Here is a 25,017-nt window from a genome sequence, read left to right as displayed (position 1 = left end):
CTTAACGCTTGTGAATCATGTCAGAATCATAAACTAACAATCCTTTGCTATCGCCTCATTGCTTCAATCTAACACGCACTTTTGCATACGTAAAAGTGCGCAAACTTACATTTTTATGCGCGTAAAGTGTAAGACGTTTTGAGTGAAAACAGTCCTTCACTCGCTTTCTTTACTTTCTCTCATTTTTAAATTGTAGGCTGCTGAATTGCTAATAGTTTGTGGTAGAACCGCAAGGTACAAACTAGTGTTTTCTTTTTTAGGTCTGCCTGATCCCAGAGCGTGGAAAAATGTCGTGATCACGGACGTTGTTATGATTGTGAATAATACAATTCGAGACTAATAGAAATTTAACTAAATAGGATAGTGTGCCCTGGTTTTCATCAAAGATTGATTTATACTGTATATTAAAACAGTATGGAGGCTGATAATATGGAAAACTTAAAACTTGGCTTTAATGCAAGCGATTTGCCTGTCGCACTTACGAACAATACGTCACCAAACGATATTTGCACGTCGTTCTACTTTCAACAGAACGATGCTTATTACCTCCTTTGGGTGGAACACCAGAACCCACAATACCGCGAGAACGAAGACTCTCCGAGATATACCATCAGCTATGCTGTGAACGAGGGCGACGATGAATCGCCGGAGATCTACAGCGATTCATCCAAAGAAGTTCTTCTTCAATCAGAAGTGCCAGGTGCGATGATTCAGTTTGTGATTGAGATGCACTGATTCTTTTCAATGATTTCAGGTTCTAAGAGTCTTTACAAAAAGTTATACCAACACTTCCAGAATAAGTATTTCAGTATTAGCGTTAGATATCTTTCTAAAATAAAATGCATATTTACAACTGGTAATTTGTGATGTGGCGCATTTGTTGTATCCTGGTGCATATTATCAACTAAGCTCATCATAGAGATGGCTTTGAGCGCACGTCATAGAGTAGATTTTAATGGAATCGGGAAGCGATAAAAAAACTGGGACTTATATAGACCTATTTTCAGGTTGTGGTGGATTTTCTTTAGGGCTTGGGAAGGCTGGTTGGGAGGGGCTTTTTGCTGTGGAAAAAGATCCTATGGCTTTTGATACTTTTAAGCATAACTTAATTGAAGGTAAATACGCCCATTTTAGTTGGCCTGAATGGCTTCCTATGCAGGCCACAACTATTCAAGACTTACTGCAACAGTACCCAGAGGAACTAAAATCACTCAAAGGAAGCGTTGACTTAATTGCGGGTGGTCCGCCATGCCAAGGTTTTTCACTTGCCGGCAGAAGAAATGCTTCTGATCCTCGCAACAAATTGTCTGAAGAATATATGCGCATGGTTGAGATCATAGCTCCTAAGTACCTTGTGCTAGAGAATGTGAGAGGGTTCAACTCGAAATTTAAGGATCTTTCTGGCAAACAAGAGAAAGTACCTTATTCAATGATCGTAAAAGCGAGGCTTGAAGAGTTAGGCTATAAAGTGTTCACAGATTACCTTCACAGTGAACAGTATGGTGTCCCGCAGAAACGGACACGCTTTATCATGATAGGTATTCGAGCAGACCTTCCTGTTGGTGAGATTGCTCCATTCAACATTCTCGCATCCATTCGCTCTGACTTCTTGCACTCAAAGAAATTGCCACTAACACCTGTAAGTGTAAAAGATGCTATTGGCGATTTAGAAGTGTCAAATTCTTCCTTGATTTACCATTCTGGCAGTCAAACCCAAGGGTTTAAGCAAATTGACTACAAACCTCCTCGTCGATTGACAGCGTATCAGAAACTAATGCGAGAAGGGTTGAGGCGAACCAAACCAAATAGCTTACGTATCGCTCGCCATCGACCAGAGACAATAGAGAAATTTAAAACCATTCTTGAGTTATGTAAGCCTGGGAAAGGGCTTAGTGACGAACATAAGAAAGCGCTGGGTACGCGGAAACAAGTTATTTCTGTTCTGAATCCTTTTGAGCCTTCACGTACCTTAACAACACTTCCTGATGATTTGTTACATTACTCAGAACCAAGAATTCTAACTGTAAGAGAGAATGCCAGAATACAATCTTTTCCAGACGATTATGTCTTCAAAGGAAAATATACAACTGGCGGATCACGAAGAACGCAAGAGTGCCCTAGATATACTCAGGTGGGCAATGCTGTTCCTCCATTTCTTGCTGAAATATTAGGTGTTTTGATAAAGAAATTAATTTCTAATAAGGTTTAGTCGTTATGGAAAGTGACATGCAATTTGATTTAAAGCTAGTAGAGAATATTAAAAAAGGTGTACGTCAAAGCACTAAGTTAGAAACTGATGATAAGGTTTTAGCCCGAGTGACTGATGGTATATACCGCCTACCAGGATCAGCCTTAAGGGAGCTGATATCGAATGCATATGATGCTGATGCCGAGAATGTATACGTTAGTACTGATGTGCCGCGTTTTAATTCCATGACGATTAGAGATGATGGAAATGGCATGTCCATCGATACTTTAGTGAACATGATACGCCACATCGGTGGAAGTGCAAAAAGAACAGAGAAAGGGCAAGAGCTAAAAGTCACAAATGCAAGTGATTCTAGTTTGAGTCTAATTAAAAAAAGAAAATTAATTGGGAAAATTGGTATCGGTTTGTTTAGTGTCGCTCAATTGACAAGAGACTTTGAGATTATAACTAAACAGAAAGGTGATAGTTTTTACTCACGAGCAAAAATAAAATTATTTAACTATTCAGATGAAAGTGTTGAAATAAAATCTGCTGACGATCGAGGGAAGAGTTTTCAAACAGGAAATGTTGATATTTGGAAGGAAGAAACTGAAAATATTAATGCTCATGGTACAGATATTATATTAAATAATATAAAAATAAGCGCAAAAGATCAGTTACGTAGTGTTGATATTTGGGGGCAAACTGAAAACGAAACAGACAAAGATGAAGAATCGGATGATATTAAAGATTCCTCAAAAGCTATTCTTCCTGATTTTCATGTTGGCTATCTAGAAAAAGACTCTGATGGTATCCATGTTTACCAGAAAGAAATGGCTAGATCTCCAGAATTGCCTTGGACAGATGATACTCTACCGGAAGAAAGGTTTAAAAAACTTTATGAAGGTATTCTGGATAAAACTAAGAACGCAGTAAGTCCAAAGCTGAATTTAGTATTAGATAATTATCTCAATATGCTTTGGACTCTTGGTCTTTCTATACCACTTCCTTATATAGAAAAGCACCCATTTCACCTTACTAAGAAAGACATACCTGACATCTATGTCATAAGTAATAAGAAAAAAGGGCAAGTAATTGATGCTGCAGAGTTGCTATCTGAAGATGAGAGCTTAGGAGACAAGTTTGGTTTTTCTTCTCAGGAAATCAAATCCGACTTTAATGTCGTAGTTGATGGTGTGAAGTTATTTAGGCCTCTTAAGTTTAGAGATCTGCCTGAGTCAAAAGCTATGATCAAGAAACCAATACTATTTATTGGTAAATATCAAACTAATTTGTCTGATATGGCTTTGGAAGACTCTGCTGGTAATTTAGAGTTTGAGGCATATATTTTATGGACGCCTAAAGTTAGCCCTCGAGACCACAATGGCTCTTTGATTAGAATAAACGATGCATCGGGAATCATGTTTGATGAAACATTTATGAAGCATCAAGTCGCAGAACATACTATAAAAAGTCAGCTTACTATTGAAATATTTGTAAATAAGGGCTTGGACTCTGCGTTAAATATTGATCGAGAATCTTTTAACATTGCACATCCTCATTATCAAATAGTTATGAGGTGGTTGCATAGTGCTTTAAGGCAAGTGGTCAATAGATATAAACAAATAAAAAAAGAAAAGAAGAAAGAAATAGAAGAAAGCTATAAAGATGACTTTTCTAAAGCACTGGATGATATAGTTTCAAAAAGCTATATTTCTAACAAAAAAGATCCACATGAGAGATCTAGCTTATTTATATCCAAGGAAAGTGATGAGGCAGGTGAGTTAAGTAATGATAAGGCTGTTTTAGCCGATAGTTTCATTGTATCTTCGGATAAAATTCATAGTGTCTTCAAACTAATGGTAAGGAATAAAACCAAACAAGAACAAATTATGAATAAATCAGAAGCGATACTCCAAATACTAGATTCATATGGACTGTTGGAAAATATGACGCTTGAGAGACAGGAGAGTTTAGTTGTTGATCTAATAGAAGTAATTAAGCTGGAGGGGTAATTTATGAGTTTGTTTGATTCTGATGACTCCCTGATTGATGATGAAGTTTTTGGTTCTGTATCGCAAAGCTTATCACAGGATTTTAAACCATGGCATAAACCAAGAAAACAGTTTATTAGGGATAAGCAATGGTTAGATCAATTTAAGCGTATGGTTGGTGATAGAAAATATAAAGATATCGAAACTATCAATTACTTTGGTTTGCCTGGTGGTGATTTGCTTGATATAAATTATTTATATGAAGGAATGATTAAAAGTAATAGGTGTAGTGCTAAACGGTTAGGCTTTCATGGTTTTATTAATAGTGATTCTGATCACACGAAAGCTCAGGTGGAAATTGGTAAGATTTTAGATAAAGAAAGGATAGAAAAAAGGTCATTGGTCGAAAAATTTCGTTTCGAAGATCTACAAAAAAATAATTCTGAAGCTTGGATGAGAGTAAAAAGATTTGGTGATTATCACTTTATTAATTTAGATTTTTGTAATAATGTGATGTCTTTTGAAACATTAATATCAATTTATAACTTACTTCAATATCAGATGAAGAAGGTTGTTGGTATCCCATGGTTGTTTTGTTTGACAACTAGGCTAAATAAAGAAAGTACAACAGAAACGATAATTATTAAGTTCAAAGAGATAATCACTGAATCTCTTGGTGTTACAAAGTTAAAAGAAAAAATAGAAGAGTGCTTTGTTGAAGTACATAACTATTTTTCAAGTAGAGAGAATGAAGATTATATAATAGATATCGAAGATGATTCACTAATGAATCAGATTCTGCAAATATGTTTAGTCCTTTGGATACTTAAAGAAGCTTCAATAAGAAACTTCACAGTTTCTTTGAAAAGTAGTATGAAATATTCAGTTGATCTTTTTTCTAGAGATGCTGATATGCACTCATTTGTTTTTAGTTTTGAAAAAGAAGAAGAGTTTGAGCCTGACTTACTTGGGTTAAGTCCAGTCAACGGAAGTAAAATTGAAGAAGTAACGTTTGACACAGTAGCTACTCCGGCTTTAGATAAACTTTCAGACACTGCGGATGTAGATAATATCTTGGAACAGGATAAAGAGTCTCTTAATTCATACGCAGATGACATGATTAATTGGCTAGCTAAATGTGGATATGATACTTCGAATTACAGAAATTTTATGTCGAGCAATTATGGCTATGATTTTAATCTAGAGTAGATCATCTCAAATTGAGACATCTAGTTTCTATAATTGGATGTCTTAATTTAAAATAAAATGTAAATAAAACTGGTCAGAGTTAAATTAAGCCTAAAGTCACGTTGTGTCGTCCTCGGCTCGCAACGCTTTTTTACCATTTCTGTGGCAAATACTGGGTGAAATACAAAGGCATCACGATATTGGTTTGCTCTAACGCTGATGAGCCTTGTGTGCCAGTGAGTTTGAATGTTTTGTTTGGTGCGCATTTATCGATGTAAGACGCGAGTGACTTTGCGCGGGTACGTTTACCACTTTTGACTTCCACCGGGACGATATCGCCTTCATCGGTTGCCAAAATAAATTCGATCTCGGCACGGGCGTCATTCCATGAATAGCTTGGGTCAACGCCAATAGCAGTGAGCTCTTGTTGCACAAAGTTTTCAGCCACATAGCCTTTGTATTCGTAGTTTTGTTGCTTAATCTCTTTATAACTACTGCCTAGCATATGATTGAGCAGGCCCACATCAAACATAAACAGTTTAACCATATTTTCTTTTTTATAGGCTGCCAGTGGTGATTTTGGCAGCCCTTCAATAGGGTAGTTTGGCAAGGCTAAGCGGCAGCAGTGAAGCCAATGGATCGCGGTTTCAAAGTCGCTATAACGAGATTTGCGCTCATGCACATGCTTAAATTTAAAGCGTTTAACCGACTCATCGCTGACAAGTGATAGCTGGGATGGAATGCTATTAAATACTGATTCAATCAGTGTGGCGTCTACCTTGCCCGCGTACTTACCAAAATCGCGACGATAACCTTCAACTAAATCCGCATGAATTTTAGTGACTTTTTCAACCCGATCTAAAATGCTGGCGTCTTTAAACTGATACCAAGCAGAAACGGCTTCTGGCATACCACCGGTAAAAAAGTAGTCTGTTAGTTTATCCATCAATTTAGTGTGCACAGCGGGTGTGCTGGCTTGACTATCAAACGCTTTGATCAGCGCTTGCTCGTTGGATGCGTAAATAAATTCTTGGAAGGTCAGTGGTTGTAAATTGTATTGTTCTACCTTGCCTACAGGGAAGGTATTGAGCAAACCAATGTTCGAACCGCTGGCTGCGACAAAATAAGACGGTGCTTTTTCAGCAAAATACTTAAGCGAAGTAACAGCGCGTTCACATTCGCCAATTTCATCTAATATCAGCAGATCGGTTTCTGGATTGAACGCCTGATTGGTTAAAAGCTCAATGTTCATTAATAGCTCATCAGGTGACAGTGAGCCATCGAACGCTTCTTTGTAGGCTGGGTTTTCAAGAAAATCGATACGAAGGATGTTGGCAAAGGTGTTACCAAACAATTCCTGCAGCAGATACGTTTTACCTGTTTGCCTTGCACCATCAATCAATAACGGCTTGCGAGCAGGTTGGTTTTTCCATGCTATTAGGGCGTTGAGTAAGTTGCGCTGCATTGTTATTTCCCGCCAATTAAGATTGTTAACGGTCTATACTATAACTAATTACACACTTTTATGCGCATAAAAGTGTGTAATTTTGCTTTTTTACGCGCATAAAAGTGTAAATGTGTTCTAGTCGAGTATAAAGCAGTCTCTCAATAGTTCCCTTTCTTCTTTGCGGATACCCATTTGTTGGGCAAGGACTTCCCATTGTGAAACGGCCTTTAACAATCTTTTGTGAATGGCCTTGGCTTTACTGTCGCTAACGTGAAAATACTCTGCAACGTCAAATGCTAAGTCAATCGAAAGCGCATTGCTTACGTCATCAATATTAAGGTGTAGACCAGAGGCGTATAACATAGGGTTGATATCGTAGGCGGGAGATAGTCGCCAGCCAGTGGGCTCCAGAATGAATCCGTGATTTCTCAGATGATCATCACAGTTCGAGACCATGATGTTAAACAGTATTCTGGTCCACAGTTGTTCGAGGTCTTGCCGAGTATTGGAACCGTGTTGGATCAGAAACTCAGCCAGCTCTAAGTAACTTGCTCCATCATCCTGACCATCAAAGTACTCTAGTTGAGTCATCGCAGAGCTGAAGTGTAGTCGCTTTCCTGTTTCGGTACGGTCGAACCTTTTTGTTAAAAAAGTATGATGTCTGCCAATGGCTTCGACTTTCGATTCAGCCATTGCGATGCCTGACTCTATGGCCATTTGATAAACAATGAACTCCCATAAGCCAATATCGTAATCATCGTGACGACTGGGAAACTTAGCTAACCACAAACTGTTATCGTGATTTCTAATTGACGCCTTTGGTCTGGCTCCGCCTAGTGATGAACCCGGTGAGATCAGCATATTGAGCCATTTTAGATAATCTGGATTATCTAAATCCGGAGTTTCTTCGATTTTGTTAGCGGCATATTGTAGCTCGGGTAAGCTGGTTATTGCAGGTGCTGCCAGCTCATGGCTATCGTCTAAAAATGGACCCGTTGGTGATGTACAAAAGCGTAGTGCTCCCATGCGAAATGAATCGTGAACACCTAATAAGTAATCCGTCTCGTATAGGTTTTTTGCTCGCCGTTTCTCTTGTCTAGCAACCACTGCTTCTCTGCGCTGCATTAACAATCTACCCCAACGGTCGGGGCATGAGTCTAGAAATGTTTTGAAATTCTTATCAGCCAGCGCATGTTGGTCGCCAACGAATAGTTTTAAAGAAGGGTCAATTTGGCGAACATAATTAGAAGTTAGCCATGTCCTGTCATAACTAAAGCTGAAATGTTCTTTGCCTCTAATTTCTGACGATCGTAATGTGCCAACTAATATAGGGTCGGTTGAATCAGTCCAATCAGCATAAACGTAGATTTCCATAATGCGACACTCTTATTTTTTGTTCAGCAATTGGATGTCTTGCAGCTTTCTTCCCAGCTCGTCATCAAAGGCGACTTTGGCTAGGTCTTCCAAGAGACCTAAACAGGCTAATACGTTGACATAGTGACCAAGCGAAACGGAAGGATCACCCTTTAGGATTTTTCGTAACGTTGGTTTAGACAGACCTGTTCTGTCGTGCAGCATTTCTTGGGTAATGCCGCGTCGCTTCATCGCCAGAGTTAAGTTCTCGCCCAAGATGCTTAACACCTTTTTGTGCTTTGGAAAAACGACGGCGGTGCGTTTTGCTGTTGATTTGATGGTATTCATAGAGAAACTATATTTTCTTAAATCTTCAGATAGTGAAAGTATAGCTTCATTTTTGACTTTGGGTAAAGGTTCGTTTGATATTATCAAGCAGGTTAAAGTGAAACTATATTTTCATTTTTCAGTGTATAAAGAATTTATAGCTTCACTTTCATTCTTTGTCTCACACTTCCTTTGCTGTAACACATCGCTTACCCCTTGGGCATTTGGGGCAAAGCTGCCAGTATTACGGCAGCTGTGTCTCTAAATAGCTCACCATGGTGTCCACCACTTAACAGGTTGTGGTAACGGATTTCTGCAAACGGATTTGGGCGGGAAAAATAAAAAAGCCCTGTATTTTCAATGCTCTTCACAAGGTAATACAGGGCTTCTAGATGTTCTTCGACGGGGAACTTTCTATCTAGGAATCTATTCGATGTTTTGTATCTGTTCATTGAGTAGCGGCCTGGACCCTAACAAACCCAATAAGTTATCGAAAAGAAACCGTTCGAAAATGCCTGTTTACCCACCAAACTGCCCACTACTTGCCTATGGCTTTTACTAAATCTTAGTGGTTAGCAATGGATACAATAATACCCATTTTCTGTTTTATTTTGCTATTATGGATATAACTGTATCCATTTTGTCTTTGCTGATGAATTTTACCTTACTTGATGATACCGATGTAAGCCAAGCCTATGCAGCTTATTTACGTGAGTTACGAAAGCAGGCAAAGCTGTCACGAGCGGCGCTTGCTGAGCGAAGCTGTGTACCTGCGGCCACCATTAAGAAATTTGAGCTGACCGGGCAAATTTCATTTCGCCAATTGCTGTTGCTATGGCAGACCCTTGATTCGCTAGATAGGTTTTATCAGCTCACGCAACCTAGCAAAGAACGCGCTGCTATACCCACGAGTATTGATGAGGTGCTAAAAGATGAGTTTTAAACCCATTCAGAAGCTTAATGTAACTCGAACGCTAAGATCAGGTGAGCAGGTTGCTGTAGGGGTCTTGGCGCAGAATCGGCAAGGCGTTTTTTTTCAGTATGCAGACAGCTATTTGCAGCAGTTTGACAACTTATCACCTTTTACCTTGCATGCGAACGCGCAAGTTCAAGTCGCACCTAAAGCGCCGCACCAAGGTGTACATGGCGTATTTGGAGATTGTTTGCCCGATGGCTGGGGCATGCTGTTACAAGATCGTATTTTCCGGCAAAAGGGCATTTTGCCAAATCAAGTAACCGCGATGGATAGGCTGGCCTTTGTTGGTGATAAAGGCATGGGAGCATTGTCTTTTTCTCCGGTGTCTGAGTTTTCAGCCACCACGCACGCGGATATTGATTTAGCTACTTTAGGCTTAGAAGCGCAAACGCTGTTCGATGCTTCAATGTCAGATTATATGGATGATAATCACGATGAGTTAGATGGACATACTCAGCAGGTGTTGGCCGCATTAGTCGCCGGTGGTAGTTCGGGTGGGGCAAGACCTAAGGCACAAATTTATATGCCTGCTGGGGAAACTCAGCATTGTCGAACCTTCGCTCAGCCTGGTGATGAAGCGTGGCTGATTAAATTTACTTCTAAAAATCTCGCGCTCGGCCATGAAGAAGGTTTGTGTGAGGCGGTCTATTTACAAATGGCTGAGCAAGCTAAGTGTCAACCACCGCTATGGCAACTCATTGAAGCACCATCCTCAAGCGGTGCGCCTGCTTGGTTGGCGCTCGAGCGTTTCGATTATGTCACAGAGCAGTCCAATTTAAGCAGCAATCGTAGTTCAGGTCGATTGCATATGCACAGCGCGTGTGGGCTGCTGGATGCAGACTTTCGAACACCAAGTTTAGATTACATTGATTTAATTAAAGCCAGCCGTCAGTTGTGTAAATCTCCAGCGGCTGGACAACTGCAATTTCGCCGCGCCGTTTTTAACCTGCTGTCGTCTAACCAAGACGACCACAGTAAAAACTGGGCGTTTTTGCAAGCAGACGATGGTCAATGGGATCCTGCACCTTTTTACGATGTTACCTACAGCCCGCATCCATTTAACGAACACGCCACTGCGTTCGGAGGTTATGGCAAAGCGCCACCGCTTAAGGTGATGCAAAAACTTGCTACCAGTGCTGGCTTTTCGAATTGGAATGATGCAAGGCAAGTCATTGAAGAAGTCGCAGAAGTCATCAGTCTATTTACGTATCTGGCACAGCAGCAAGGGATCAGTAAAACAACAGTGTCTGCGATTGCTAAGACATTGGATCAGCGCAAACAGGAAAATGCAGCGCTTTTTCAATGACAGTAAAACAAACTTTTCAATTCACAATAAAAGAATAGCTTTGCCATTCACAATAGAATAGCCATTATCGCTAACAGTAAGAATAGCGCACCACAACACTGATTGAAAATTCGCCCATTGGCCAAAAGTAGCGTTTGAACCCTATCAGCTAACCTCGCCACGCAAAACTCTACGGCGAATTCGATGCAAAGAAAGCTCAATGTTATCACCAGAAACTGTGGAATAAATGCCTCGTCTGGGTTTATAAACTGAGCTAAAAATGCAGTAAAAAATAGCAAGACTTTCGGGTTAGACAATGCTGCAAAATAACCTTGTTTAAATAGCTCTTTAGGCAAAGTAGAAACCACTGTTGTTTGCTCTAAGCTACTTGCAGACGCGAAAAACAAATTGAAACCTAACCATGCTAGGTATAATGCGCCCAGCCATTGAAGACCAATCATTAACTCAGGATTGGTTTTTAGTAGCGTGCCTAATCCGAGCATTGCTATCGTGATCAATATGAAGAAGCCACTAATACCTCCACATATCGTCCAAATTGTTTTTTTATAACCATATCGAGCACCATGGCTCAGTGCCAATAGTGAGTTAGGGCCCGGTACACAAGCAAGCCCTAGAGCAGATAAAGCAAATACACACCAAATTTCAAACGTCATAACTCACCAAATAATTGAGAAACTGAATTGGGTTTAGTATCTCTCAGCTTTAACATTATATATGGTATTATTTGGACGCAAAGTACGACTATTTAGACAAAGGGTGGGCGACAAATGAATGATGAAAATGGTGTCCGCTTTCTATTGATACCTCTAAATAATTTTAACATGCTTCCGTTTGGTGGCTTCTTGGATAAGCTCCGTTTTTCAGCAGATGAAGCCGATAACAGTCAACAGCGGTATTGTTCATGGAAAATTTTATCTCACACCAAGGGATTAGTTGTTTCTAGTAGTGGGATTCCAATAAATGTAGATCTCGAACCTAGTGAGGTGCAGCTTGCGAATTTTGACTATGTGGTGTTCTTTGGTAGTCGCACTGCGATTGAATCACAGCAACAGGCAGCTTGTTACCGCTCTTTTATTCGAACCGTTGCCGCCAAAAGAATACCAATAGTAAGCATCGATAATGCTTGCTTTACCCTTGCAGAGTTGGGGCTACTAGATCGTCATCAAGTCGTGGTTCATTGGCGACATCATAGTGAATTCAAAGCGACTTACCCAAAAGTAGTCGTAAAAGATGAACAGCTTTATCATTTTGACCGCAAGCTGATTAGTTGTACTGGTGGAAGCGCAGCTATCGATCTTGCAGTGGCAATTTTGCAAAACCATGTAGGTCAGACGAGAGCAGAAAAAGGCTTAGCGGATATGCTGGTTGATGAAAATCGCAGTATGCAACACCGCCTGAAATCGTCAGAGCAAGGACTATACAGGAATCGTCATATGGATAGAGCGGTTTCTTTGATGCAAGAAAACTTAGAACAGACAATAACCGTAGAACAGGTTGCTTCGCTCATTGGCATTAGTCGACGTCAATTGGACCGCTTATTTCAGCAAAAGCTCGGTGTTTCCGCGCGTCATTATTGGCAAGAGTTACGATTACAACATGTCTACTGGCGATTGACCCATTCTGGCCATGACCTTGCGCAACTCGCAGATGAAGTTGGTGTCAGGGATACCAGTTATTTGTGTAAAATATTTAAAAAAAGATTTGGAATGACGCCAGGGCAATGCCGCCGCGACCCGATATAGTGATAGCGAAGAAGTGGATAGCATCGCCACCCACTTACCATTCGAAATTATTCGATGTTTTGAATCTGTTCTCGCATTTGCTCAATCAAAACCTTTAATTCCACAGCGCTTTGCGTTGTCTCTACCACAATGGATTTCGACGAAAGGGTGTTGGCTTCGCGGTTGAGTTCTTGCATTAGGAAGTCGAGGCGGCGGCCGATGGGGCCTTTTTGTTGTAGCTGACGGCGCACTTCTTTGGTGTGGGTCGCTAGGCGATCCAGTTCTTCGGCGACGTCGGCTTTTTGTGCCAGTAGGACGATTTCCGCTTCTACGCGCATTGGGTCGAGTTCGACTTTGGCGGCTTCCAGTTTGTCCAGTAGGTTTTGTTTTTGCGCGGCGATGATTTCCGGCAGTTTGGCTTGCACGTCTGCGACGATGGCATCGATGGCGTCTAGGCGTTGTTCGATGATGTCTTTTAGTTGTGCGCCTTCACGTAGGCGAACTTGGATGAGTTCGTCGACGCTTTTGTTAAAGAGTTCCACGACCGCTTTTTTGATGATTTCAAAGTCGTTGCCTTCGTCGCTTAGGATGCCTGGCCATTTTAGGATGTCTAATGGGTTGGCAGGGTCGAGGTCTTTGAACCAAGTGCCAAGGGTTTCGATGGCGTTTGCCAAGGCTTGAGCGTTACTTGGGTTGATTGTCAGGTTGGTGGCCGCTTTGTCGACGCCTTGGAAGCGCAGTTGGCATTCTAGTTTACCGCGGTTTATTTTTTTGCGAAGCACGTCACGAAACGCAAATTCAAGCTCGCGGAAGTTTTCAGGTAGACGAAAGTTGGGTTCTAGGTAGCGCTGGTTTACGGAGCGCACTTCCCAGCTGATGGTGCCCCAATCGTATACGGCTTCTTGGCGTGAGAAGGCGGTCATGCTTGCTGTCATGTTGAGTACCTAAGTAAAAAATAAATAGAGAGGCCTTTGCACGATTACTGTGCTTGCCAATACTTTGTTAAAAATAGAGGCGACATTGTAGCCTAACCAGACTTTGTTCGACAGGTGTGCTCAATGTCATGTTTTCCTTTTGTCGGGGGCGCAATTTTGCGTGGGTTCGTTATAATTGCGCCTTTATGATGTTTATCGATAGAGAGAGCAAATATGCGTCCAAGCGGAAGAGAAGCTGATCAATTACGTCCACTTAAAATTATACGTAATTTCACTAAGCATGCCGAAGGCTCTGTGCTGATCGAATGTGGCGACACGAAAGTTATTTGTACGGCGACTGTGGTTTCTGGCGTGCCGCGTTTTTTGAAAGGCAAGGGCCAAGGTTGGATTACAGCAGAATACGGTATGTTGCCTCGTTCTACGCACAGCCGTATGGATCGTGAAGCGGCTCGTGGTAAGCAAACGGGTCGTACGGTTGAGATTCAGCGTTTGATTGGTCGTTCTTTGCGTGCGGCTGTGGATCTTAAAAAATTAGGTGAAAACACCATCACGATTGACTGTGACGTTATTCAAGCGGATGGCGGTACTCGTACTGCTTCTATTACTGGCGGTTTTGTGGCGTTGGCGGATGCGATGCGTGTCTTGGTGGAGAACAAAAAGGTCAAAGCAAATCCAATCGTATCGCAAATCGCAGCGATTTCTGTGGGCGTTTATCAGGGTGTTCCTGTGTTGGATTTGGATTATCCAGAAGATTCTAATGCTGAAACGGACATGAACGTGATCATGAACGATAAAGGCGGTTTCATTGAAATCCAAGGCACTGCAGAAGGCGAAGCGTTCAGTGATGAGCAGATGGCTGGTATGTTGGCTGTGGCTCGTAAGGGCATCAATGAAATTATGGAAGCGCAGCGCGCGGCTTTGTTTGAAAAGTAGAAGCGTATAAATAATATTTATCGCTGTGGTTAATGGAAGTCGGTAGAGAGTCCAGGTTTCTTATTAAGCATTTCTAAAATCTAGCTTCGGCTAGATTTTTTTTGCCTGTCATATCCCAAGGCGGTGATTTTTTGTTTTGTAACAATTTGCAAAGCAGCCGCTATTAGGGCGTTTAAAGCTTGAGTCACTTTGTGTTCTGCTGCATATTTATACAATGGTAAATCGGTGATGTTTTGGTCAAATTCCCCTGAATAGAGCAGAGAACAGCGTCAATATGAAAGGATTCCCTCGTTTTCTTATTTCGTGTCTTTTGGGCTTCCTATTCATACCTGCTACGGCTATTCATGCCAAAGAAATCGTTTTACACACCATTCACTTGCCGCCTCATATTATTGATCCTGACATTATTCCGCCTCCGGAAGGTTTTGATGAGGACGCTGTGTACGGTTTTGATGTGGATATATTACGTGCGGCTTACGCAACGCAAGGCGTGCAGGTACGAATAGAGCTAACACCTTGGAAGCGCATAATGCGTGATGTTGAAAAGGGTTTGGTACTGGGGGCTGTGTCTTGTCGGAGGCTTCCAGGGCGTGAAACTTTTGCGCTTTTCTCTGCGCCGTTAAGCGATTCATCTAATGCGTTTGTTACTCGGCGCGGTTTTCTGGACGGTGAAACGCCGAACTTAGCTTTGCTCAATCAATATCACGTTGCGGCAGTAAATGGTTGGTCTCAGACTGATATTTTGCAGGGGGCCGATATTCCTTATTACTCGGTTCCTGGATTAGATCAAGGTATTAATCTCGTGCTGCGTCGCAACAAAGAGGTTTTTATGACGGAGCGTGATAGCGCTATGTTTGCGGCAAGGCGCATGGGCGTCATTGATCAGCTTAGTTTTTATGATGTTTTTGGGGTTGGCTTAGATCATTATGCCGTCTGCTTTAGCAAGAAATACCCGAACGCTGAAAAGTGGCGCGACCTTTTGAACAAAGGGTTAATGGAATTGAATGAAAGTGGAGAGAGGGATGTGATATTCGAAAGATATGGTCTTCCGTCTCTATCACATTAGCGCATAGCGTGAGGAATTATGTTACCACTTCGTAAGCGTCTTTCTTATAAACAAGCCAAATGGGCATTGATGCTGATTTTATTGCTCAGCTTGTCGATGAGCGCTTTGCAAATCTTTGTGGATTGGCAAGACGAGAAAGCGGCCATTCAATCTCATGTTATGTCGACCTTGTATATCGCCGAGAATGCAGCGACTGAAGCGGCGTATTCATTGGATGAGGATTTGGCCAAAAAAGTACTTGTTGGGTTGATGCGTTCGAATAGTTTTTATAAAGCGCGCTTGGAAGATGATTTGGGTTACGAACTGGCGAGCACCTATCGCCCTTTGGAGCCCATGTTTTTTCGCGGGTTATCTGAAAAAGTATTCAGCGGATTACCACAGGACTTCCAACTGACATTAAGGCGCGGCCCTCACTTCATTGTGGGGCGTGTGATTGTCACCATAGACAGCGGCGCTGTAACAAATGGTTTCTTACGCCGTAATGTCCGCTTACTGGCGACGTCAATGGTATCGGCATTGTTGCTTGGTGTGGCAATGTTTATGTTGTTCTACGTGCAAATTTCTCACCCGCTTTCTCGAATGATTGAACAGTTAGGCAAGCTAGATCAAGAGGATAATGGCCCAGCTCAGTTGAGTTTCGCTCAGAATGCTCGCGAAGATGAATTGGGCATTTTAGCAAGAACGATTACGGCACTCTGGCATAAACGTAAGAAGGTTGAGACAGAGCTGGCGAAAAGTGAAGCCTATTTCAAAGCGGTACTGCACCAGTCCAGTGAATGTATGTTACTGACCAATTTAAAAGGGAAGATTCTCGATTGTAACGACGAGGCTTGTCGACTATTGGCTTATGATAAACACACATTATTGACGTTAAACATCCAGCAAATCGATTTTGATCATACACCAGAGCGATTAAAAGAGTGGGCTGAATGGTCTCAGGGTGAAGCTCAAGTTTATGAGACTAATTATCGTCGCAGTAATGGCATCGATTTCCCTGTTGAAGTGTGTGGGAACATTATTATTTTGGATCATGAGGCGCGCTTTCTGGCGTCATTTCGTGATATCACACAGCGTAAACTAGACCAAGAGCAAGTTCAGTTTTTAGCCTATTACGATGCGTTAACCAATTTACCTAATCGACGCTTTTTAAATCAGAACATCGACAGTGTTATCTCGACGGCACAGAACGATGGCCACATTGGTGCTGTGTTGTTTATTGACCTAGACCGCTTTAAAAACGTCAATGATTCTATGGGTCACCATATTGGTGATGCGCTGTTGATTGAAGCGTCAAAGCGTATTTTATCGTGTTTATCTGATGCTGATATTGCGGCTCGAATGGGGGGCGATGAGTTCGTTTTGTTGGTTCCAGTGCTCGCTGATGATTTGGAAAGAGCACAAAATAGAGTGACCGTATTGGCAGAGACATTATTGCTGCAGTTGTCTCAGTCATTTCGTTTGGAGCAGACGGATTTATTTATCTCTGCGAGTATTGGCATTAGCTTGTTTCCACAGGACGATGCCAATGGTGTGCAGATCTTACGTTATGCCGATACGGCCATGTATGAAGCCAAAGAAAGTGGCCGAAATGCCTTCCGTTTTTATCAACAAGGCATGCAACAGCAAGTCACCGAGCGTGCGTTACTTGAAAAGGCGCTGCACAGTGCGATTAGCAATGATGAGTTGTATTTGGCGTACCAACCTCAGGTCAATAAAAATGGCGAACTGATCGGCTTCGAAGCACTGTTACGCTGGTTTAATAAAGAGCTTGGTTTGGTGCCTCCAAATCGCTTTATCCCCGTCGCTGAGGAAACAGGTCTCATTTATGACATGGGTAATTGGGTGCTTGAAACGGTATGCCAGCAATTGAAAGTTTGGCAAACCATGGGCTTGCCAGCCGAATTTAAAGGGGTGGCGGTGAACATCAGCCCGCACCAATTTGCCAAAGAGAACTTTGTCGAAACCGTCCAATGTGTCATAGAGGCGGCTCAAATAGATTCGGATCTGCTCGATCTGGAAATCACGGAAGGCATGCTGGTCGAGAATATCTCTTCTGTTGCAGAGAAAATGTGGCGTCTGAAAGAACAGGGTATCCGTTTTTCTATTGACGATTTTGGCACTGGCTATTCGTCGTTACGTTATCTGCAGCACTTCCCCATTAACCAATTAAAAGTGGACCAATCTTTTGTCCGAGATCTTTCTTGCGACCCTAAGAGCCATGTGATTATTAACACTATCCTCTCAATGGCAGCGCATATGAACGTGACGGTTTTGGCAGAAGGTGTGGAGAGGCTCATTGAAAAAGAGATCTTAAGCAGCATTGGTTGTACAACGTACCAAGGTTATTATTTTTCGATGCCAGTAAGAGAAGATCTTGCCACTGAATATCTGCGTAGTGCGACGGTTTTTCCGCTACAAACCGAAAGCGTTTAATCTGTCGTTCTCTCTCTTTTTAATGATTTTGGCGCTAAATGTCAGTCATTGTGCGCGTTTTTGCGCCTTACAAGCGCTGAGTTCTTTGCCATTATCAGTTCACAATAAAAATAAGGAGAAGCAAGGTGAACAAGCTGATTGGTGGTGTTGGTGTTTGTGCTGGAATTGTTGTGGTCATGGGGTTTAGCGCAGCAGCGCAAGCGTCAAGTGATGACTTAGCGGGTAAATGGGTTCTGCAAAACGCAGGGAGCACACAAGCTACGTTGGATGAAGCGGTTGAAAACGTGGCGCAGGAGATGAATTTCTTTATTCGTGCGTTGGCGCGACCGGTATTGAAAAAACAAACACAGATTTGCCAGCAGTGGACATTAGGTTGGCAAGCGAAGCAGTTTCAATGGCAATGTGACAGTGCCGACATGGATTCCATGCCGATTGCGGCAAAGGGCGATGTGTTTAAGCAAGATGAAGAAGGCATTGATATATCCGGTACTTATCAGCAAACAGCTGACTCTGTGGTGTTGGTATTAGAGTCAGAGCGTGGCAAACGCACCAATACCTGGAAGCAGGTAGGCGAGAATGAATTGCTGTTTACTGTTAAGTTGGAATCCGAAAAACTACCGACACCCCTGACTTGGTCCTTGTCCTATAAAAAAGAGTGACCCTGTCGCTAACCTGTTTTTAAGACTACTCATAAAAAGCCCCAATAGACGAATCTATTGGGGCTTTATTGTGGTTACGTTTTGTCTTTTGATTAACGCTTCACAGCACCAGTTGGCGCAAATTTCGCGCCATCAAGTGGGTAGTTATTACGGATGTATTCCACCAACACATCGGCATCTACATAACCAGAGTTTACGTAGTTTGGATGATTGACGATTTTAGGGTAACCATCACCGCCTGAAGCCGAGTAGTTATTCATCGCAACACGGTAGGTTTTGTCTGCGTCTAAGGCTTTACCGTTCACCATGATGTTGGTTGCTTTGCCGTCTTTTAATGTTAAAGACACGCCACTGAACTGAGCGAATGCGCCTGTACCCGCTTGTTTAGCAGCCAAAGCTGAAAGGTAATCGGTTAGCTCGTCCGCGGTGAAATCAACATAAGACACCATGTTGCCGAAAGGCTGAACTTTCAACACGCTCTTATAGGTTACGATGCCTTTTTCTAGATTGTCACGAATGCCGCCAGAGTTCATTACGCCAATATCGGCGTTCACTTTTTGCTTCATTGCGAAGGCAATCAGGTTACCTAAGTTGGTTTCTTGGCTGCGGACAATGCTGCGCTCGCCAACAAAATCATCATTCGAGAAGCCAATTTCGATGTTTAGCTCTTTCTGACCCTTTTCTTGGAAAGGCGTTAGCATTTCAAGCATGGTTGGATCTTGGGCGATTTCTTCTTGGATGAAAACGCGCTCAGATTTGCCATCGGCATTGGTGATCTTTTTCTTCAAGTTGACCGGAATAAGTTCGTATTCAGACCAAACAATCGCTCCGTTTTTGTAGACAAAGTCTAGGCGGCCAACGTATTTACCCCATTCGTGCGCTTGAAGGATCAGCGTGCCGTTTTGCTCGTCTGGTTCAGTCAATGGGTTTTGAGAGTGACCACCAACGATGACATCTATGCCAGGAACGGTTCGAGCCAAGGTGACATCGCCTGGTGCATTGCCACCATAATTGCCGTCTTGGTAGTGTCCCATGTGAGTGACTGCAATCACTAGGTCCGCTTTTTTGCGTAACTCAGGAATCAGTTTTTTGGCTACCGTGATTGGCGATTCAATCTTGATACCCTCTAAAAATTCAGGGTTACCTAGCTTAACCGTGTCGTCGGTAGTGAAACCCACAACCGCGATTTTAAGGTCATCTACTTGGAAAATTTTGTAGGCATCAAATAATGGTTTGCCTGTTTTTTCATCAAGAATGTTGGCAGAAAGGAAAGGGAAGCCTGCCCATTCTTGTTGTTGTCTCAATACAGAAAGCGGGTTGTCGAATTCGTGGTTACCCAGCGCCATTGCATCGTATTTCAGCATGTTCATGCCACGGAAATCTGGCTCTGCGTCTTGTAGATCAGACTCTGGAACACCGGTATTGATGTCACCACCAGACAGTAATAATGAATTACCATCGTCTAGCGCTACTTCTTCACGAATATTGTCGATTAAGGTTTTGCGAGCGGCCATGCCGTATTCGCCCTTGTCGTTTTGCCAGAAACGACCGTGATGGTCATTGGTGTGCAAAATGGTGACTCGATATTCTTTGTCTGCTTGCCAGTCTGGCTTTTGAGGTCCCATCATTGAACAAGCCGTTACAGAAAGAGCAACGCCTGTAATGGCAAGATTCGTGATCAAACGCTTGGTAAATTTCATGGATTCGTTCCTTACATGATATTAGTCGACCGTTCTTGGATTCTGAGTAATCAAATGGTCGCTTTAGGGCGACTTATTTAATTGCAGTTGTGAAAATGTATCGCATATTTATGACAAGTTCGAGAGACTGTGCAGTAATTTTGACCATTTGTGCAATATCTTACGCTTTTCAGGTAAAAAAAAGCCTGCGATAGAGTTTCACTCTTTCACAGGCTCGCTTATAAAAGCTAAAACGTTATAAATGGTAACTATCAAACATCAAGACGTTTGCCAGACTCTTGATCAAAAACAACGGCTTTGGAAGTATCAAACATCATTTTGATGATTGAGCCCGCAGCAGCTGGGTACATAGGGTTAGAACGACAGTTGATTTCTGCATCGTTAACACGAGTCAAAATCATTGTATCGGCACCCATAGGTTCTGTTACTTCCACTTCTATGTCTGTGGTTGTGACAAATGGTTGGCCTTCTTTGTGTGGTTGCGGCTCTGTGATCATTTCTGGGCGCAAGCCAAGCAATACTGTTTTGCCAACGTAATCTTTTAGAGACTCTGGTTTCGGGAATGGCAGTGCAACCGTTGTGCTAGTAGCCAGTTCCAACATTGGCGTGCCATTTTGTTCAACGACATTCGCTGGAATGAAGTTCATCGCTGGAGAACCCATGAAGCCTGCAACAAATAAGTTTGCTGGGTTGTCGTAGATTTCTTGTGGCGTACCAAGCTGTTGCACTTGTCCGTCTTTCATTACTGCGATGCGATCGGCCAATGTCATGGCTTCGATCTGATCGTGTGTTACATAAACGATGGTTGTACCCAGCTTTTTATGCAGCTTCTTGATCTCTGTACGCATTTCTACGCGCAGTTTTGCATCAAGGTTAGACAATGGCTCATCAAACAAGTAAAGCTGTGGACGGCGCGCTAAGGCACGACCCATAGCAACACGCTGACGCTGACCACCAGACAATTGTGCGGGTTTACGGTCAAGCAGGTGGCTGATTTGCAACAATTCAGCAACGCGTTGAACTTCCACATCGCGTTCTTCTTTTGGCACTTTACGCATTTCCAAACCGAAAGAGATGTTTTGCTCTACTGTCATGTTTGGGTACAAGGCGTAAGACTGGAACACCATCGCGATATCACGATCTTTTGGGCTGGTGTAAGTTACGTCTTTATCTGCGATTAGGATGCGACCTTCGCTAACGTCTTCAAGACCGGCAATAGAGTTCATCAGGGTGGATTTACCACAACCAGATGGTCCAACCAAAATGAGGAATTCACCTGTTTTGATGGAAATGTTGATGCCTTTTAAAATCTCAGTCTCGCCGTAGCGCTTTTTAACATTATCAATGACTAGGTTTGCCATGTTATTACTCCGAATTTTTTAGTTCACTCGCGCTGTGTTAGGTAGAAGGCGCGAGTGCATTTTGTCTTTATCGTTGTTCGCTAGGTTGCTAAACCACTGTTAGCCTTTTACAGCACCAGCTGTTAAGCCACGGACGAAGTATTTTCCTGCAAACACGTAAACGGCCAGTGTTGGTAGGGCGGCGATAATGGCTGCTGCCATGTCGACGTTGTATTCCTTACCGCCGAAGCTGGTGTTTACCAAGTTGTTCAAGGCCACCGTTACTGGCTGAGTATCAAAACCAGAAAAGGCCACGCCAAATAAGAAGTCATTCCAAATTTGCGTAAACTGCCAAATGACGGTTACGACGATGATCGGCGTAGAAACCGGCAAAATAATGCGGTAGAAAATAGTAAAGAAGCCTGCGCCATCAAGACGAGCCGCTTTTACCAATTCACCCGGGATAGACTGATAAAAGTTACGGAAGAACAAGGTTGTAAAGGCGATACCGTACACCACGTGTACGAACACCAATCCCGATGTGGTATTAGCAATGCCTAACCAACCCAGTGTTTGTGCCATTGGCAACAAGATCACTTGGAACGGAATGAAACAACCAACCAACATAGCAGCAAAGAAGAAATCACTACCACGGAACTTCCATAAGGAAATAACGTAACCGTTTAGCGCACCCACCAAAGTTGAAATAGCGACCGCTGGTAAAACGATTTGAAACGAGTTCATAAAGTAAGGCGAAATACCACCACAGCTACCGCCAGTACAAGCACTTGACCAGGCTTTTGACCAAGACTCGAAATTCAAGGTAGCAGGCAAAGACAAGAGTGTGCCTGTACGAATTTCTTCAACGTCTTTTAGAGAGGTCAGTAACATGACGATAAACGGCATCAGATAGAACGCAGCGACGACAAGTAATACCGTGTACAGGGCAACGCGTAGTGCTTTGTCTAGGCCAGATGTTTTACGGCCAACGGCTTTATTACTCATGGCGTTTACCTCGCAACTCAGAATACAAATAAGGAACCAAAATCGCCAAGACACAACCTAGCATCACCATCGCAGACGCTGAACCTAAGCCGATTTGGCTACGGGTAAAGGTGTAGGTGTACATGAAGTTAGCCGGTAGGTCGGAGGCGTAACCTGGTCCGCCATTGGTTAACGCTGCAACCAAGTCGAAACTCTTAATCGCAATGTGCGACAGAACGACCAAGGCACTGAAGAATACAGGTTTTAATGATGGCAAGATGATACGGCGATACGTCGTAAATGTGCTTGCACCATCAAGATGTGCTGCTTTGATAAGGTCGCCATCAACGCCACGAAGTCCCGCTAGGAACAAGGCCATGACGAAGCCAGAGGCTTGCCAAACGGCGGCGATAACCAAACAGTAGACCACCATGTCAGGGTTGATTAACCAATCGAATTTGAAGTTTTCAAAGCCGAAGTCGACCATCATTTTTTCTAGGCCGTTGGTTGGGTTAAGCAACCATTTCCAAGCGGTACCGGTTACGATGAAAGAAATCGCCATTGGGTATAGATAAATTGTACGGATCGCGCCTTCAGCACGAATCTTTTGATCCAAAAAAATGGCCAGTGTTACGCCAAGGAACAAACAGATAGCAATAAACAAACCACCGAAGATCCCAAGGTTGGATAGGGCTACCATCCAGCGGTCGTTGTTAAATAGGCGCTCGTATTGATCAAAGCCGACAAAGTTGTACGACGGCAACATACGAGAACCAGTGAAAGAGAGAACGGCTGTCCAAATCATGTAGCCGTAAATGCACACCAAGGTAACGATTACCGTTGGGGCCATGACAATTTTCGGCATCCAATCTGCCAGACTGAGGCGCGCAGGACGTCCTGACTGAGTCGGCCCTGACCCAGTATTGGCGGCTTTAGTGTTCATATTTGATGCTTCACTATAGAAGAGAGTGCGATAAAACGACAAGGCTCGACGTTGGGATGTAAACCCCTGAGTTATCTTTGCTTGTGATGTTTTGGCATTCTCTGAGAAATCTTAAGAAGAGGCTGACCTGAGGGTCAGCCTCGTATGTTTACTGCAAGTCAAAGATCTGCAGATTAGATCTTACATACTTGCTTTAACTGCACGTGCTAGCTTGTCTACTGCTTCTTTAGATGTCATAGACTCATCATTGAAGAAGTTCGTTACAACGTCAAAGATAGCGCCTTGAACCATAGAGTTCACAGCCATGCCGTGAGCCATACTTGGTACTAGGTTGCCAGTCGTAGAGCTTGCTAGGAAAGCATCCATAGAAGCGTGTGCACACGTATCAAATTTCTCACGTGGCATATTCAAACGAACAGGGATAGAACCTTTGTTCAAGTTGAACGTTTCTTGGAATTTAGGCTCAAGAATCAAACGAGCAAGGTCTTTTTGCGCAGCTTGTTTGTCTTTACCGTCTACTTTAAACATCGCTAGAGAGTCGATGTTGAAAGTGAAAGCACCGCTTGTGCCTGGCGCTGGGTAACAAACGTAATCGATACCGGCTTTTTTGCCCGCTGCAGTGAACTCACCTTTCGCCCAGTCACCCATGATTTGCATTGCTGCATCACCATTGATAACCATAGAAGTAGCAACGTTCCAGTCACGACCAGAGAAACCTGGATCAACGAACTCACGCATTTGCTTGAAGGTGTCAAATACGTCGATCATGTCTTGGCTACGTAGCGTTTTGTCAGACAAACCGATGAATGCGCTGTTGTAGAATTTAGCGCCTTTTGCCAAAGCAATGGCTTCAAACAAAGTCGCGTCTTGCCAGTTCTGACCACCATGAGCAAGTGGAGTGAATCCCGCTGCTTTGATTTTCTTCGCTTCTACGATGAACTGTTCCCATGTTGTTGGGATAGATGCGCCAGATTTACGGAATACTTCAGGGTTTGCCCACATCCAGTTTACGCGGTGAACGTTTACAGGAGCCGCAACATAATGACCGTCGTATTTCATCGTATCGCTAACGACTTGAGGAAGGATAACGTCCCATTCGCCTGCTTTTGCCACATCGTCAAGGTTTGTTAGGAAACCAAGATCACCCCATTCTTGAATGGTTGGGCCTTTAATTTGAGCAGCGGAAGGTGGGTTGCCAGAAATGGCACGAGATTTTAGAACGGTCATGGCGGATTCACCACCGCCACCTGCGACTGCGAAGTCTTTCCAAGTGTGGCCAGCGTCTACCATTTCTTCTTTAAGTACATTGATCGCAGCGGCTTCGCCACCTGATGTCCACCAATGCAAAACTTCTACTTCACCAGCCTGAGCAGTCGCTGCGGCTAGAGAAAGTGCAACTGTGGTTAAACCGAAAGCAATTTTTTTCATGATAGGAACCTTTGTTATTGTTATATCATCCAACCAAAGACATTTTACAGACTTTGATATCGCGTTATTTTTTTGTGTCGACTTCGCTTTCTGAAG

21 protein-coding genes are annotated in these 25,017 nt (G+C 42.9%); 11 read left to right on the top strand and 10 right to left on the bottom strand.

The features are described 5' to 3' along the window. Positions 1-429 precede the first annotated feature (429 nt). From C1X04_RS17845 to C1X04_RS17830, 4 genes are all read left to right on the top strand, one after another. Positions 430-735, top strand: a complete 306-nt coding sequence (locus tag C1X04_RS17845; RefSeq protein WP_137170609.1) for a hypothetical protein — start codon at positions 430-432, stop codon at positions 733-735. 220 nt (positions 736-955) lie between these two features. Next, positions 956-2,209 (top strand): DNA cytosine methyltransferase, encoded by a 1,254-nt coding sequence (locus C1X04_RS17840; RefSeq protein WP_137170608.1) that lies wholly within the window; start codon positions 956-958, stop codon positions 2,207-2,209. A gap of 17 nt (positions 2,210-2,226) precedes the next feature. After that, a complete protein-coding gene (locus C1X04_RS17835; RefSeq protein ID WP_217494981.1) occupies positions 2,227-4,203 on the top strand; it encodes an ATP-binding protein in 1,977 nt (658 codons plus the stop codon). Positions 4,204-4,206: 3 nt separating this feature from the next. Next, a complete protein-coding gene (locus C1X04_RS17830) occupies positions 4,207-5,391 on the top strand; it encodes a hypothetical protein (RefSeq protein ID WP_137170606.1) in 1,185 nt (394 codons plus the stop codon). A 130-nt stretch (positions 5,392-5,521) separates the two neighbouring features. On the opposite strand, the gene C1X04_RS17825 is transcribed toward C1X04_RS17830, so the two are convergent. The 3 genes from C1X04_RS17825 to C1X04_RS17815 form a co-directional block, all read right to left on the bottom strand. Then, complete coding sequence (locus C1X04_RS17825; protein ID WP_137170605.1) at positions 5,522-6,835, bottom strand: ATP-binding protein; 1,314 nt, start codon at positions 6,833-6,835, stop codon at positions 5,522-5,524. Between the two features lie 117 nt (positions 6,836-6,952). After that, positions 6,953-8,191: a type II toxin-antitoxin system HipA family toxin gene (locus C1X04_RS17820; protein ID WP_137170604.1), complete on the bottom strand. Its 1,239-nt coding sequence runs from the start codon at positions 8,189-8,191 to the stop codon at positions 6,953-6,955. A 12-nt stretch (positions 8,192-8,203) separates the two neighbouring features. Beyond that, complete coding sequence (locus C1X04_RS17815; protein ID WP_137170603.1) at positions 8,204-8,518, bottom strand: helix-turn-helix domain-containing protein; 315 nt, start codon at positions 8,516-8,518, stop codon at positions 8,204-8,206. A gap of 631 nt (positions 8,519-9,149) precedes the next feature. On the opposite strand from C1X04_RS17815, the gene C1X04_RS17810 reads away from it, so the two are divergent. After that, on the top strand, positions 9,150-9,440 hold the full coding sequence (locus C1X04_RS17810) for a helix-turn-helix transcriptional regulator (RefSeq protein ID WP_110577071.1): 291 nt from the start codon (positions 9,150-9,152) through the stop codon (positions 9,438-9,440). Continuing rightward, positions 9,430-10,779, top strand: a complete 1,350-nt coding sequence (locus tag C1X04_RS17805) for a type II toxin-antitoxin system HipA family toxin (RefSeq protein WP_137170602.1) — start codon at positions 9,430-9,432, stop codon at positions 10,777-10,779. Before C1X04_RS17810 ends, C1X04_RS17805 begins: the two co-directional genes overlap by 11 nt. Positions 10,780-10,826: 47 nt before the next feature. Here the strand turns inward: C1X04_RS17805 and C1X04_RS17800 are convergent, their stop codons facing one another. Continuing rightward, the gene (locus tag C1X04_RS17800; RefSeq protein ID WP_110577069.1) at positions 10,827-11,432 is read right to left on the bottom strand and encodes a LysE family translocator; all 606 of its coding nucleotides are present in this window, start codon (positions 11,430-11,432) and stop codon (positions 10,827-10,829) included. 114 nt (positions 11,433-11,546) lie between these two features. Here C1X04_RS17800 and C1X04_RS17795 point away from each other — a divergent pair, with 114 nt between their 5' ends. Continuing rightward, on the top strand, positions 11,547-12,521 hold the full coding sequence (locus C1X04_RS17795; protein ID WP_137170601.1) for a GlxA family transcriptional regulator: 975 nt from the start codon (positions 11,547-11,549) through the stop codon (positions 12,519-12,521). 47 nt (positions 12,522-12,568) lie between these two features. On the opposite strand, the gene C1X04_RS17790 is transcribed toward C1X04_RS17795, so the two are convergent. Further along, positions 12,569-13,435, bottom strand: a complete 867-nt coding sequence (locus C1X04_RS17790) for a YicC/YloC family endoribonuclease (protein ID WP_110577067.1) — start codon at positions 13,433-13,435, stop codon at positions 12,569-12,571. A 213-nt stretch (positions 13,436-13,648) separates the two neighbouring features. Between C1X04_RS17790 and rph the strand changes: the two genes are divergently transcribed. The 4 genes from rph (at position 13,649) to C1X04_RS17770 (ending at position 18,526) form a co-directional block, all read left to right on the top strand. Beyond that, entirely contained in the window at positions 13,649-14,368 is a 720-nt protein-coding gene (rph, locus tag C1X04_RS17785; protein ID WP_137170600.1) for a ribonuclease PH, read from the top strand. A gap of 274 nt (positions 14,369-14,642) precedes the next feature. After that, positions 14,643-15,434, top strand: a complete 792-nt coding sequence (locus C1X04_RS17780; RefSeq protein ID WP_137170599.1) for an ABC transporter substrate-binding protein — start codon at positions 14,643-14,645, stop codon at positions 15,432-15,434. 18 nt (positions 15,435-15,452) lie between these two features. Next, positions 15,453-17,867 carry a bifunctional diguanylate cyclase/phosphodiesterase gene (locus C1X04_RS17775; RefSeq protein ID WP_137170598.1) on the top strand — a complete coding sequence of 805 codons (2,415 nt, stop codon included), beginning with the start codon at positions 15,453-15,455 and terminating at the stop codon, positions 17,865-17,867. A 125-nt stretch (positions 17,868-17,992) separates the two neighbouring features. Next, a complete protein-coding gene (locus tag C1X04_RS17770; RefSeq protein WP_254682293.1) occupies positions 17,993-18,526 on the top strand; it encodes a hypothetical protein in 534 nt (177 codons plus the stop codon). Between the two features lie 92 nt (positions 18,527-18,618). Here the strand turns inward: C1X04_RS17770 and ushA are convergent, their stop codons facing one another. From ushA to C1X04_RS17745, 5 genes are all read right to left on the bottom strand, one after another. Continuing rightward, the gene (gene ushA, locus C1X04_RS17765) at positions 18,619-20,226 is read right to left on the bottom strand and encodes a bifunctional UDP-sugar hydrolase/5'-nucleotidase UshA (protein WP_110577063.1); all 1,608 of its coding nucleotides are present in this window, start codon (positions 20,224-20,226) and stop codon (positions 18,619-18,621) included. A 251-nt stretch (positions 20,227-20,477) separates the two neighbouring features. Then, a complete protein-coding gene (locus C1X04_RS17760; RefSeq protein WP_110577062.1) occupies positions 20,478-21,587 on the bottom strand; it encodes an ABC transporter ATP-binding protein in 1,110 nt (369 codons plus the stop codon). A 99-nt stretch (positions 21,588-21,686) separates the two neighbouring features. Further along, a complete protein-coding gene (locus C1X04_RS17755) occupies positions 21,687-22,571 on the bottom strand; it encodes a carbohydrate ABC transporter permease (protein ID WP_110577061.1) in 885 nt (294 codons plus the stop codon). After that, entirely contained in the window at positions 22,564-23,493 is a 930-nt protein-coding gene (locus tag C1X04_RS17750) for a carbohydrate ABC transporter permease (RefSeq protein WP_175404971.1), read from the bottom strand. Before C1X04_RS17750 ends, C1X04_RS17755 begins: the two co-directional genes overlap by 8 nt. 180 nt (positions 23,494-23,673) lie before the next feature. Then, positions 23,674-24,921, bottom strand: coding sequence for an ABC transporter substrate-binding protein (locus tag C1X04_RS17745; protein ID WP_110577060.1), 1,248 nt, complete (start codon positions 24,919-24,921; stop codon positions 23,674-23,676). Positions 24,922-25,017 lie beyond the last annotated feature (96 nt).

The sequence above is a fragment of the Marinomonas sp. FW-1 genome, from assembly GCF_005222245.1.
In the GTDB taxonomy this organism is placed as follows: Bacteria; Pseudomonadota; Gammaproteobacteria; order Pseudomonadales; family Marinomonadaceae; genus Marinomonas; species Marinomonas alcarazii.
This window is presented reverse-complemented; position numbering and strand designations above follow the sequence as displayed.